The following is a 13,719-nucleotide window of genomic DNA, read 5'->3' on the forward strand; positions in this document are numbered from 1 at the left end:
ACCACAGTAGTATGGATGTGAGTTATTATAAAATCTCATTGAGCTTTCTCCTGTTGGTTTAGTCACCTTAAGCATACCGCTGATGCGGCTTGCTAGGGAGGAGGCTCAATGAGTATCAAGTTGCTGCACTCGGAAAAAATACTCGCTACGCTCCTAATTTTCCGGTGAGCAAGGCGTTAAAAGTCACAGACACAAAGGAGGTATTTTGAGAGGTCCGAGTCCTGAAGATAAGGAACCCATGAAGGGGTTTCCCCAAGTAGGATATTTGAAGAACTTCATTTCTTCTGAAAATATCATTGTTGGTGACTATACCTACTACGATGATCCTGAAGGTCCTGAGCGATTTGAGAGCAATGTGCTTTATCATTTTCCGTTTATTGGAGATAAGCTCTTAATAGGGAAATTTTGCGCCATCGCAAAAGACGTAAAATTCATCATGAATGGCGCTAATCATAAAATTTCTGGCTTTTCGACATACCCATTCCAAATATTTGGTAATGGCTGGGAGAAGGTAATGCCTAAAGAGGGTGAGTTACCCTACAAAGGCGATACAGAAGTTGGAAATGATGTTTGGATCGGCTACGAAGCTACAGTTATGCCGGGAGCCAAAATTGGCAATGGCGCAATAATAGCGAGTAAGTTGGTTGTGATATCCGATGTACCAGCATACAGCGTTGTTGGTGGCAACCCTGCTAAAGTCATTAAATATAGATTTGATGATAGTACAATTAGTGAGCTCTTAGAAATAGCCTGGTGGGATTGGAGCGCTGAAAAGATTACTGAAAATCTCGAAGCAATAGTTGGTTGTGACCTTATTGCACTTCGGAAAGTAAACTGCTTTTAACAAAGCATTGCAGCGGACAAACCGCTGAATGCGGCGTTAATCCATAGAAATTTTAATCCTAAACTTACGAATTAGATTTGGAAACCTAGCTCGTTTCTGTCCAAAAACGAGTTAGTTTTTTATGAAAATGCCTAAATTCAACTCTGAACTTGAGGCCGTTGAAGACTCCTTACAAAAGAATACGTGAGCTAGCCAAGGATGGCGAGCTAGCTTTCGAGGGGAAGGGATGCCCCATCGGAAGCGTTAGCATTTTCACTCTTTATTGTAAGATGGGCCGAAGCAGGCTGCAAACGAAGTCAAAAGCTAGAGCAATTTCCGTCGCAATTTTTTCGCTGCTGTTGTTTGGTTAAAAAGCGAAAATGTTGCCGGAACGGCAGGGGTGATCCAAGAGGGGGATTGCTGTTGATCCCCTTTTGGCCCGTGCAGGGTGGAACCTTGCGATCTCAATTCAAACGAAGTTTGCAAAGCCAGTTGTGGCCGCTTGCCATAAAAAGCTTAACCATCTTAAGCCAAAGATGACTTCACCACTAAACAAGACACCTGTTTCTGCTTCCCATACTGCATCACCTGTGCCAGCTCCGATTGGCTAATCGGTACATAAGCCGCATTAATCGCATCTTTCTGTGCTTCAACAAACGGATCGTGAATAAACATAAACTGTTCGTTGTAACCACTTAATACTACCCAATGTGGGCCTTTCTCGCCGTTAAATCGATAGGTGCTGATCATTAATAACACAGCATAACCGCTGTCAATCCAATGTCGAAGTTGAGTCAGGCTGGGTGATGCATTGCGGATCTGAATTCCTTGTGAGGCTAATTGCTGACAAAAGTCGTCATGCACTATGGTAATGACGGCTTTTTTATTGCTGTCACGAACGCTATCAATAAAGGGGACTGACGTTGACTGGCTGTACATCTCAATCTGTAATCCGCGCTTTATGGCTGCTAAAGCCAAACCATGCACACTGCAACCACCATGACCGCTGGTCATAAAAATAGTGGTGGCTTCGCGCCAAATACTCAACTCATCAACTCGGCTCGGATTATAGTGCGTTTTTACCGCACTCATGGCCATCATTAAGCAAGCGGCGCCACACGTAAAGGGTGTGGTTTGCACATACAAAGGCATCTTGATGACTTTGCTTGGCCCTGGCGGGTCTAAGCGTTTGTGCATGCGCACGCCATCAGCTAAGTCATCGTAATAATGCACTAATGTTTTGAGTACTTTATAACCCATTTTTAAATAAAGATTTTTGGCCGCGATGTTGTCGTTTCGCACTTCTAGGCGTAATGTAATGAAGCCGCGCTCGACCACGGTATGTTCACATTGTGTGACCAGTTCAAAGGCAATGTTGCGACCTCTAAATTCGCTCGCAACAGCAATAGAGTATAGCCTTGCTAGACGTGTGCCACGATGAAATAGCACCAATGCATAACCTGCAAGGGTGCCATCTATGTCGGCGACTAATAAGCTGTCCAGTGGCGAGTTTATAAAGCGTTTCATCTGCCGAGAGCTGATTTTATCACCACTAAAGGCATTGGATTCGATTTGGTTAAGCTGGGATAAATCGCTGGGAATAGCTTGACGAAGCAGCATGAGTTGGCTCGAGTTGGCAAACATGATAGTGACTTAATTTACGCGCTAAACCGCACAAGAGGCAATCGATATTTATGGCTCATTTTTTAATTGTCACCGACGATGTTAATGATTGGCGTCCCTATTTACCCAGTGACCATATGGTCACAGTGCATGATTATTTAGAAATGGGGGCGTTTTCCGAGCAAAGTGCCATGCAAGTGATTAACTTGTGTCGCAGTTATGATTATTTAAGCACAGGTTATTACTGTTCATTAATGGCTGAAGCACGCGGTCACCGGGTGATCCCGCGTGTGATGACCATTAATGATTTATCTCAGGACCGTTTTTTTAGTTTACCTCAAGCTGGTTTAGATAAGCTGCCTGATACTGTGACTGAAATATCCATGAAGCTCTATTTTGGCTATTGTGATAATCCGTCGCTTGACAAGCTTGCTCGCAAAATTTTTGAACGTTTTACCGTGCCGGTATTGCAAGTGAGTTTGTTAAAAATGTCAGGAAAGTGGCAAGTTGGCTCCATTGAGCCTGCGGCTTTTCAAGACTTAACCGAATCAGAACAAGATTTATTCGCTAAGTATTTAGAGGTGTTTTCACAAAAAGTATGGCGTTTACCTAAACCGTCGAAACGCTATCGTTATGAAATTGCCATGCTGGTGAATGAGCATGAGAAAATGCCACCATCAGATAAAGCGGCGCTGAAGTTATTTACTAAGTCGGCTAATCGTATCGGCATGGATTTAGTCCAAATTGGTTCTCACGATCTGGCGCGGTTAAGTGAGTTTGATGGCTTGTTTATTCGCTCTACCACTAATATCAGCAACTTTACTTATCGATTTGCGAAAGCGGCAGAGCAACTTGGCTTAGTGGTAATGGATGACCCTGAATCCATTATGAAGTGCACTAATAAGGTGTTTTTGACCGAGCTATTAAACAAACATAAAGTGCCAGTGCCTAAAAGTGTCATCTTTAAAGCCTCGGATAAAAACTGGGCCGATAATGTGATTAATACCATAGGATTACCGATTGTACTTAAAGTACCCGATGGGGCATTTTCCCTTGGGGTTGTTAAGGTGAACGACCGTGAAACCTTACTTGAACAAGCTGCGATTATCTTTGAGCACAGTGCGTTAATTTTAGCGCAAGCGTTTATGCCTACCGATTATGATTGGCGCATTGGCGTGCTAAATCGCCAACCTATTTATGCCTGTCGTTACTTTATGAGTCGTGGTCACTGGCAGATTTATCAACATCATCAAAGCGGCCGTGTCAGTAGTGGTGATTTTGACTGTATCGATTTAAAAATGGTGCCGCAAAATATTGTTGATGCGGCGGTTAAAGCATCAAACTTAATTGGTGCAGGTTTGTATGGTGTCGATTTAAAAGAAATTGACGGTAAGGCTTATGTCATTGAAGTGAATGACAATCCGAGTATTGATCATGGCGTAGAAGACTTGTTTTTAGGGGATTTAGTTTACGACAGGGTGATGACTGAATTTTTAAGGCGTATTCAGCTTCGCGGAATGTAATCACGATAGCATAGGGCATGGCAAAAAAGACCTGTTAAGGTCTTTTTTGGTTAATTAGTTGTGTACTGTATTACGCATTTGCGGCGTTATATTATGCTGTTTTCACAGACCCGAAAACAATTACGTCCGGCTGCTTTTGCTGCATACATGGCTTTATCCGCTCGCTCATATAAGTTTTCTGCTTGTTGCTGTGGTAATGATTGCGCAATGCCTAAACTGCATTGAATATTATATTCGGTCAGTTCAGAATGTTTTGGCATCATATCAATAATACGTTGGCAAATAATTGCCGCTGCATCTGCATTTCCTTGAGTAATAATCACAAACTCATCACCACCAATTCTGAAAGCTTGGTCCGTATTACGGATCGCTTCACTAATTAATGCTGCAAACCCTACTAAAACGTAATCACCGGCTTTATGGCCGTGTACGTCATTGAGTTGTTTAAACTTATCCAAATCTAATATCACTAATGATACCTGACCTTGTTTGCGATTCGCTCGGGCTAATGCAATATCAAGAGCTTGACGATAATAATATCGATTGCCTAAGTTAGTTAGCGCATCAAACATGGCTTGATTAGACATTGCTTGATATTTTAATGCATTATTAAACGGTTGAATGAGCATGTTTTCAAGCCGTTGTAATAATTTCTTCTGCGCCGAGTTGAGTGGCACAGACAACTGATAAGTGATAGCAAAGCTGTCATTGTTATCGTTAATAGTATGTTTTAATTCAATACCGTAATGACGTCCCCAAACAAATTTTTGTTTATCTAGGGTCAACTGCAGTCCTTTAATCGGCAAATGTTGTCCTAGGACTTTGCCAAAACAGGCAAAAACTGTCCGAGGATCTAAACTTCCATGTAGTTGTTGAATTACTTGAACAAGGTCTAGATCAGACTCCCGATTCAAGTAAGCGTCTGAACGGTACCAGTAATCATCAGGATAGAACTCTGTTGCTAGTGCGAAATCCATAGTATTTACTCCAGTACGTTACAACTAATTGTCAATTTATTAGCAAAAACCGTGCCTATGAAAATTTTTCTATAGTTATTAGTTGCTTGTTGTTTTACTGTAGTATTTAGAAAACGTTTTATTTCCCTTTCGACACTTTTTTGACGAGGAGCCAAAGCCATAATGGAACACAGCATTTTTATCCATATTTTGTCGATGCTTGTGATTGCGATTGTGGCGATTGCATTATTACGCCGTCTCGGCTTACCTGCCATTTTAGCTTATCTACTCACTGGGGTGGTCAGCGGTCCCAGTGGTTTCCATTGGTTTACCCAGTTACAAATGCAGTCTGTGGCTGAGTTAGGTGTCGTGCTATTGATGTTCACTTTAGGGCTGGAGTTTTCTGTGCCTAGATTGTGGGCCATGCGCCGCACAGTGTTTGGCTTGGGCAGCGCCCAAATGTTGATAACGGCTTTTGTGGCTGGCGGCATCGCCATGTTGGTTGGCCAGGATTTAGTGGCCGCAATAGTGATTGGTTCAGCCATTGCCTTGTCGTCAACGGCCATTGTATTAAAGTTGCTAAACGAACAAAACTGGTTAAGGCGCAGGCACGGCGAATTATCCGTCAGTGTGTTGTTATTTCAAGACTTAGCCGTAGTGCCGTTATTGATTTTAATGCCGCTGTTAGCCAAAGGCGATGTGGAAATGAGCTTCAACAGTATTATGTGGGAATTACTCACTGGTATTTTGGCTTTTGTCGGCTTAATGTCATTTGGTAAGTGGATATTGCCACGTATTTTCGATGAAGTGGCTCGCTCACGCTCAAATGAGTTATTTGTATTATCTACCTTAGTTGTGGCCTTAGTGACGGGCGCGTTTACTCAATGGCTTGGACTGTCAATGGCATTAGGGGCGTTTATTGCTGGTATGCTACTGGGCGAAAGTCAGTATCGACGTCAGTTAGAGGCTGATATTAGGCCGTTTCGTGATTTATTAATGGGCCTGTTTTTTATCTCAATCGGCATGCTACTGGATTTTAATCTGGTGATGCAATATTGGTGGCAAGTGCTGTTAATTTTAGTCGCAGTGGTACTGACTAAAATTTTGATCGTGCATGGTTTACTCAAGCTTGTAGGCGAAAATACTAAGGTATCACTCAGTACGGCAATCAGTTTAGGTCAAGTGGGTGAATTTAGTTTTGTGTTATTGGCATTGGCGGTGAATTATCAATTGCTCAATAACGAAGTCAGCACAGTATTAGTTGCTGTGGCAGTGATCTCTATGTCTATGGCACCTTGGTTGATCCGCCATAGCCTTGATATCGCTAAAAAGGTTAGCGGTAACAAGTTAGCAGCTAAATCTGAGCCTATTGAGGTTGTTTTACCTCATTCTGATGAAAGTGACGTGGTGCTTATTTTAGGTTATGGCCGAGTAGGGCAAACAATAGCGCGCTTTTTGAAAAAAGAAGCCGTGCCATACATGGTACTCGATTTAGACCCCACCCGCGTGTCAGAGGCCAGAGCGGCGGGCGAGAACATTCATTTTGGTGATGCTTGCAGAATGGCACTGTTAAAGAAGATGGGCATCCGTGATGCCAGTTTAGTGGTGGTGACATTTTGTGAGCCACGCCAGTCTGAAGAGTGTTTAGCCGTAGCACGCAAGCTTGCTCCTGATGTAAAAATACTCGTGCGTACCCGCGATGATGCTAACTTGCATGAGCTTAAAGAAGCCGGCGCAACCCAAGTGATTCCTGAATCCCTTGAAGGCAGTTTGATGCTGGTTTCGCAAGTCTTGTTTAAATGTGGAGTACCATTAGCGCGTATTATTAAGCGTTTAGAATCAGAGCGACGTAACCATTACCAATATTTACACGGTTTTTTTTCGGGCACCGAAACTGATTTCACTCTGGATTTACTCCATGCAGTATCACTGGCGTCAAGAGCCAGTGCTGTGGGGAAAACCGTTGCTGATATTCCATGGCAAGCATTAGACGTTGAACTTAGAGCTGTGCGTCGTAAAGGGGAGGAGATTAATCCTCCGCCACCAGAGTGGGTGTTAAGGCGTAATGATATTTTAATGCTGGTGGGTAAACCGCGCAGTATCGAAAAAGCTGAAGAGTACTTGCTGCAGGGATAGTGGTTCCCTGTTTGCATCACTTTTCTGGAGTATAACTCTTCTATTTCATCAATTTTCCCAATCATAGGATCAGTATATTAAAGGGCGCTGAGCGTTTTTTTATCAAACTTGCATCCAATTAGCAGGCTGTAACGTATACACTCTGAAGGGCTTTTTTTATTCTATATATGCAGTAACAGCCCGTATTAACGACATCGAATCATTACCGGGAAGCGTGGCATATTATGGATCAAGACACATTACTTAACTTACTGAGTGCCAGTGCGGATGGAGATAAACAAGCTTTTGCTGATTTATACCAGTCGACTAGCAGTCAATTATTTGCGGTTAGTTTGAAAATGCTCGGTCGACGGGAGCTGGCTGAAGAGGTGCTGCAAGAAGCCTACGTAAAAATTTGGCATAACGCGACCGAATATCAACATGGCAAGGGGTCGGTACTCACTTGGATGATCAGCATAGTGCGTTACCGAGCATTAGACATGCTGCGTTATCAAAAAGTCAGAAAAGAAGATCCGCTTGAAGACGGCCAAGAAGCGATTTTTGATGAGCCCAGCAATGACGACGGTCCGCAAGTGCATAAAAATCAACTCGATCAATGTATGAGCGAGCTTGAACCGCAACAAAAACAAGCGATTCATTTAGCGTACTACAATGGTTTATCGCATCATGAAGTGGTTGGGCATCTAGACTTACCTTTGGGCACGATTAAGAGTTGGATCCGCCGTGGTTTACAGCAATTACAGAGGTGTTTATCGTTATGAATTATCATGATCCTCAATTAAAAGATGCCTTGGCTGCAGAATATGTGCTGGGCACATTGCGTGGCCAAGCTAGACGTCGGTTTCAAAAATTAATGATGCAAATACCTAGCCTGCGTGAAAGCACTTGGTTATGGGAGCAACATTTGCATGGTATGAACCAGTTATTACCTCCGGTAAAGCCTGATGATCATGTGTGGCAAAATATTCGTCATACGCTGGGTTTTGTTGACAATTTGAGCCACACTCCAGCACCAGAGACACCCAATGTCGTGCCTTTAACAACTCGCCATCGCGTCTGGAAAGGCCTGGCCTCCATGGCAACAGCCGCAGCCATTATTATGGCGGTTATCCTGGTGAATAACCAACCTGTGCCCGTGGCGGCGCCGCAACAAGTTGCCGTTGTGCAAAGTGCGCAAGCTAAAGCATTATGGCTTATTGAAGTCACGGCCAATACTATTGAAGTTCGCTCTACCAGTAACCTAAAACCTTTGCCGAACAAAGATTATGAGTTGTGGATGGTGGCGAAAGGTGTTGAAAACCCCATCTCATTGGGCTTGTTACCTAAATCGGGTAAGCTGAGTTTAGCGAAAAGTAGTCAGTTTGATGATGTCGATATTGTTGCTTTAGCGGTCAGTTTAGAGCCTTTAAACGGTTCACCGAATGGCATGCCTACTGAAGTGTTGTATACCGCAGAGCTGGCAATTTTATAATCCATTAATGAGTCTGTGAATGCGGGATAACAATGATGTGTAAATGCTTATTCACGCAACAATAAGCTGAAGCATAAATCGAGACGGCCAAAGGAGATATCCTTGGCCGTTTTTTTATGGGGAAAGATTTTATTATCGCGAAATTATCACTAAATTATCACTCTAGCAGGAATTGATCATGACGAACCGTGACGGGGTGAATGTACTCAGGTTTACTGAGTATCAAGCTGCAGTATTGATGCAAAATCGATAAGGTTTCAGATGATTATCAACAAATATTCAAAAATCATCAAAATAATTCAAATTAAGCATAGGTTTATAATCTTTATAATTCAGTATCTTAGTGTTAATTTATTTTTGTTTTAAAATTAATGCAACAATAATGGCTAAATTCTGCATCCAAAATGGAACCTGAGCCGTTTACTTACATGACTCTACTACACAACAAGGAAATGGTCATGAAAGTACTAAAAATATCCCTAATCGCCAGTATGGTATGCAGCACTTTGTTAGGCGCTAATGCATTTGCCTCAAGTCACCGAGAAGCACCGAATATCACGCGTTTTCCGACATTAGATTCTACCGATTTTTATGCATTTAACAGTTATGAAGCAGGACGTGAAGACTACGTCACCCTTATCGCTAACTATATTCCATTGCAAGACGCCTACGGCGGACCTAACTATTATGCGATGGATCCTGCTGCGGTATACAGCATTCATATCGATAACGACGGTGATGCAGTAGAAGATTTAACCTTTCAATTTAACTTTACCAATGAGCTTGCCAATAATAATCAAGGTATTGCGTTAACGGTTGGTCCAGCTGGTAATCAACGCAGTGTGTCAGTCCCGCTAAAAAATATTGGTGGCATTACAGCAGCAGATCAAAGTGCGGCAAACTTTAGCGAGTCGTATCAGTTAACACTTGTTAAAGGACCACAAAATAGCGGTAGTGCAACAGTGTTGAGCAATACTGCTGGCGGGATGTTCCATAAACCTCTGGATTATATTGGTAATAAAAGTTTCGGTGATAGCAGCGCTTATGCAAGCTATGCTGGACAATTCATTTACGAATTTAACCTCGACGGTTGTGCCAGTCCTGGTAAGGTGTTTGTCGGTCAACGTAAAGACCCTTTCGTGGTTAACTTAGGCAAAACTTTTGACTTAGTAAACTATGTACCAGTGGAAGGTGATAGTGCTCCGGGTGCTGGTGATCAAGGCGGTTTTCCAGGTGGTATTACCCAATCAGCCGATAATGATGACTTAATGGATAAAAATGTTACAGCCATTTCAATTGAAGTGCCAAAGACATGTTTAACCACTCAAGGTAACGGCACTATCGGTGCATGGACTACCGCCAGTTTACCGCAAGCGCGTATTTTAAATCCAAATGCAAAAGTAGGTAAAACTGAAGTTAACGGTGGGGCATTAACTCAAGTCTCTCGTCTAGGTAATCCGCTGGTGAACGAGTTAGTGATTGGCCTAAAAGACAAAGACACCTTTTCGACTTCACAGCCAAAAGATGATACTCAGTTTGCTGATTATGTCACCCACCCAAGCTTACCTGAATTGCTCAATATTTTGTTTAAAGATGCAGTTAATCAAACTTTAGGCACAAATATTGAGACATTAGCACCAACCAATTTCCCTCGTAATGATCTCGTTACTGCATTTCTAACAGGCTTTGCCGGTGTTAACCAACTTGAAACGGTGACGCCATCAGAAATGTTGCGTCTTAATACTGGTATTCCAGCAAAACCTCGCGATATGCAGTCCGCTTTTGGTGTTGCAGGCGATGATTTAGCTGGTTTCCCTAATGGTCGTCGTCCTGGTGATGATGTCGTTGATATTGCCCTGCGCGTGGTCATGGGACGTTTATGTTACCCGATCCCAGTTAATGGAACAGATACTGATTTAGGCCTTTGTACTAGTGATGATGCCAGTGTTGGTACTGTGCCATTTACAGATGGCGCACCGGTTGATGCGACTATGATGATGGATCACTTCCCCTATTTAGCGACGCCACTTTCTGGCTCAAAATAAGGAACACAAGATGAATACTTCAATTCGATATGCGACTCGCCAGCTTATTAACGCTATGGCTAAGCCAGTGGTATTAGTCAGTGTGATCAGCGCAGGATTATTAGCTGGGTGTAACTCAGATGATGATCCAATGGCAATGGTTAAAAACAGTGCGCCTATGGTAAGTGGTTTGATGTTGTCTACTGTGACTGAAACTGCGGTAACCGATCAAGTAGCTGCCACCGACAAGGACGGCGATACCCTGACGTTTACGCTAGTGAATCAACCCACGCTGGGATCGCTGAGCTTAATGGCAAATGGTGAGTTTACCTATACTCCGGCAAATGAAGTCACTGGCATGGACAGTTTTACCTTGGCTGTGAGCGATGGCGTAAATGATCCTGTTACTGCGCTGGTAAGCATTACTATTGATGCTGAGCAAGTGATGTTTTCAAGTTTAAGTCGTCAGGCATTTTCACAACCAAGCCAAGCAGCACCTTTGCGTGTTAATGGCCGTGTGGTTGACAACGATGTATCAACGACTGATTTTTACGATGACTTATTACTCGAATAATAGTGCGTTTGTTATTAGCTCAGGTAACAATATAAATAGGACAATATACCCTGCTATTGCAGCGATTAATCATCTTATTAACAGGGGGTTAGTGGTGTATTACAGGGTATAAATGACCAAGGATGGCATTTTGGAGGCGTTATGCAAGTGACAACAGGGCGGTTAACACAAATGATAAAGTACCGACACTCTATGGTTAATATGGGCATGTTTGCCAGCCTATGCTTATTGTTCATCGGTAATAGCCTTGCGGCGCCCTATACACCTAAGGATAACAACGAAGTTGTTGCAACTTGGAAGGTGTTTAATGATACCGATCAACAGATGAGTTTAGATGACATCAGTGATTTTATTGAACAAGGACAATATCCAGGTGAGGCGGATTACCGTTATGGCCGCGCAAAAGCTTGGTTACAAACCAAGATGGCTAATGCCAGTCCCAATGCGCAAACCTATTACTTATATGCTCGGGTATTACAACATCAGCATCAATTCGATCGGGCATTAAAAGCGTTAGATCGCGCTATTGAATTAAAGCCAACCGCGGTTAACAGTTGGTTATTAAAAGCCAATATTCATCTGGTACAGGGGGATATTGTTGCAGCAAGACAAGCGTGTTTAACGTTAATCGGTAAAGCCGATATTTTATTGATTTCTACCTGTGCTCTAGAGGTCGCTAGCCAAAATGGCAAACTGGCCGAAAGCTATCAAGAATTGGCTCGTTTGTATCGCTTGTATCAGCCGGCGAATGAACCAGAAAAAACTTGGCTTGTGCAAATTCTTGCAGATATGGCATTAAAGCAAGATTTAGCAGAAGCAGCATTAGGCTATTTAGATCAGGCGAACATGGATAATGCGCCAGTCAGTTTATTAGCCTTATGGTCAGATGTGCAGTTGTCACTTAATCAGCATCAAGTCGTGTACGACAAACTGTCTAACGTCATTGAGCAACATCCTGTGCAGGATGATGCATTACTGTTGCGCCTTGCCATAGCGGAAAAACACCTTGGCAATACTGTAAAATGGCAATGGGCTTTTGCTCAACGCGTGACACTGCGCGAGCAAAGACATGACAGCTTGCATGCATCCGATTTAGCACAATATTACTTAAAGGTTGATGTACAGCCCAAAAAAGCACTTTACTGGGCTAAAATAAACTGGCAGGTAGCACGTCAAACTAATGACAGAATGCTATTAGAGCAAGCTAAGGCATTGTTCAGTCAGGCTAAAAATGATAAAAAGTCAGTACAAGCTAGTGGCAATCTTACTGTCGACAATTTAGCAGGCTAAGGATAAATCAGTGAAAGCATTAACAGGATTTTTTTCGATGATAAAAGGCGGTTTATTATTGCTACTGTTGCTGTTCAGTCATGTCAGTTTTGGCCATCAAATGAGCACCAGTTATTTGGCTGTTAACTTGGATAAGCAAGGGCAAGTTGACGGGACTTGGCAAGTGCGCCTTTTCGATATCAACCAAATCGTTTCTATTGATGACAATCAAGATGGCCAACTTACTTGGGCAGAGTTACAAGCTCATCAAGTGGCGGTGATGGATTATTTACGCGCATCATTAATGATCAGTAGGCAACAAGATTGTCCGCTCAGTTTTAATCCAATCCAGCAAATTGATCAGCATTTTAGTGAAGGGTATTTGGTTAGTTCATTTAACGCTGCCTGCGATAGCTCTGGCCCGTTATCGATAAATTATAATGCTTTTTTTAATATCGACTCCGATCATAAAGCTATCACGACAATTATCACGTCCGATCATCAATATGCTCGTGTGATCAGCAATGATAACCGCATAATATTGATTAACTTAGGTGAAAGTCAGGTGAGTGACACATTTACTGAATATGTGTATCAAGGGATTATTCATATTTGGAAGGGCACTGACCATGTTCTATTTCTGCTGGCGTTATTATTAACCTGCGTATTAGTGCGTGAGCAGAGAAAATGGAATCCGATAGACAATCCTAAGCAAATATTTAAAGACACTGCATGGATTATTACCGCGTTTACACTAGCGCATTCTGTGACATTAACGGCCACAGCATTAGGGATACTCAATTTTAGTAGCCATTGGGTTGAGCTGGGTATTGCATTATCGGTATTGTTTGCCGCACTAAATAATGTTTGGCCGATTGTGTTGCGATTAGGCTGGATTACCTTTGCATTTGGTTTATTGCACGGTATGGGGTTCGCGGGAGTATTAGGTGAACTTGGACTGCCAGAGAATCAAAAACTATTAGCGATTTTAGCTTTTAATGTTGGCGTTGAAATTGGCCAACTGGCGATTCTAGCTCTAGTGCTGCCGTTGTTAATCTTTTTACGCCACACAAACTGGTATCGAAACTGGGGCATGCAGCTTGGATCTATCGCGATTGGCTTGATGGCGATTCAGTGGTCGGTAGAACGTTTCTAATATTGCTTTAATAACAAGTCGCCAGCGCTTATCTGTGGCGACTTGTTATTAAGATTACACTCTCGGCAATGGATTAAACTGCGTGGCGTTAGCGCTTACTGGTATTGGTTATACAGAAATGCGCCAACATGACTGTCGGTCACTAGCCTTTAGCCGACATACTT

Annotated in this window: 11 protein-coding genes; 9 read left to right on the top strand and 2 right to left on the bottom strand. The window is 42.7% G+C overall.

Annotation, left to right across the window (positions count from 1 at the left end):
* The first annotated feature begins 205 nt into the window (after window positions 1–205).
* Window positions 206–844, top strand: a complete 639-nt coding sequence (locus ACED29_RS10455) for a Vat family streptogramin A O-acetyltransferase (RefSeq protein WP_371697620.1) — start codon at window positions 206–208, stop codon at window positions 842–844.
* A gap of 504 nt (window positions 845–1,348) precedes the next feature.
* On the opposite strand, the gene ACED29_RS10460 is transcribed toward ACED29_RS10455, so the two are convergent.
* Window positions 1,349–2,467 carry a peptidase C39 family protein gene (locus ACED29_RS10460; protein WP_371697621.1) on the bottom strand — a complete coding sequence of 373 codons (1,119 nt, stop codon included), beginning with the start codon at window positions 2,465–2,467 and terminating at the stop codon, window positions 1,349–1,351.
* Window positions 2,468–2,517: 50 nt separating this feature from the next.
* Between ACED29_RS10460 and ACED29_RS10465 the strand changes: the two genes are divergently transcribed.
* Complete coding sequence (locus tag ACED29_RS10465) at window positions 2,518–3,969, top strand: RimK family protein (protein ID WP_124016257.1); 1,452 nt, start codon at window positions 2,518–2,520, stop codon at window positions 3,967–3,969.
* An 86-nt stretch (window positions 3,970–4,055) separates the two neighbouring features.
* Here ACED29_RS10465 and ACED29_RS10470 read toward each other — a convergent pair whose 3' ends face one another.
* Window positions 4,056–4,946, bottom strand: a complete 891-nt coding sequence (locus ACED29_RS10470) for a GGDEF domain-containing protein (protein ID WP_182698883.1) — start codon at window positions 4,944–4,946, stop codon at window positions 4,056–4,058.
* A 162-nt stretch (window positions 4,947–5,108) separates the two neighbouring features.
* On the opposite strand from ACED29_RS10470, the gene ACED29_RS10475 reads away from it, so the two are divergent.
* The 7 genes from ACED29_RS10475 (at window position 5,109) to ACED29_RS10505 (ending at window position 13,555) form a co-directional block, all read left to right on the top strand.
* On the top strand, window positions 5,109–7,061 hold the full coding sequence (locus ACED29_RS10475) for a monovalent cation:proton antiporter family protein (RefSeq protein ID WP_124016255.1): 1,953 nt from the start codon (window positions 5,109–5,111) through the stop codon (window positions 7,059–7,061).
* A 224-nt stretch (window positions 7,062–7,285) separates the two neighbouring features.
* Window positions 7,286–7,822 carry a sigma-70 family RNA polymerase sigma factor gene (locus ACED29_RS10480; RefSeq protein WP_371697622.1) on the top strand — a complete coding sequence of 179 codons (537 nt, stop codon included), beginning with the start codon at window positions 7,286–7,288 and terminating at the stop codon, window positions 7,820–7,822.
* Window positions 7,819–8,532, top strand: a complete 714-nt coding sequence (locus tag ACED29_RS10485; RefSeq protein WP_371697623.1) for an anti-sigma factor domain-containing protein — start codon at window positions 7,819–7,821, stop codon at window positions 8,530–8,532. Before ACED29_RS10480 ends, ACED29_RS10485 begins: the two co-directional genes overlap by 4 nt.
* A gap of 458 nt (window positions 8,533–8,990) precedes the next feature.
* Window positions 8,991–10,577, top strand: a complete 1,587-nt coding sequence (locus ACED29_RS10490; RefSeq protein WP_182721912.1) for a DUF4331 domain-containing protein — start codon at window positions 8,991–8,993, stop codon at window positions 10,575–10,577.
* Window positions 10,578–10,587: 10 nt separating this feature from the next.
* On the top strand, window positions 10,588–11,130 hold the full coding sequence (locus ACED29_RS10495; protein ID WP_371697624.1) for an Ig-like domain-containing protein: 543 nt from the start codon (window positions 10,588–10,590) through the stop codon (window positions 11,128–11,130).
* 141 nt (window positions 11,131–11,271) lie between these two features.
* Window positions 11,272–12,420 (top strand): tetratricopeptide repeat protein, encoded by a 1,149-nt coding sequence (locus tag ACED29_RS10500; RefSeq protein ID WP_371697625.1) that lies wholly within the window; start codon window positions 11,272–11,274, stop codon window positions 12,418–12,420.
* A gap of 10 nt (window positions 12,421–12,430) precedes the next feature.
* Window positions 12,431–13,555 (top strand): HupE/UreJ family protein, encoded by a 1,125-nt coding sequence (locus tag ACED29_RS10505; RefSeq protein ID WP_310736371.1) that lies wholly within the window; start codon window positions 12,431–12,433, stop codon window positions 13,553–13,555.
* The last annotated feature ends 164 nt before the right edge of the window (window positions 13,556–13,719 follow it).

Source organism: Shewanella sp. 5S214 (assembly GCF_041439795.1).
Lineage (GTDB): Bacteria > Pseudomonadota > Gammaproteobacteria > Enterobacterales > Shewanellaceae > Shewanella > Shewanella vesiculosa.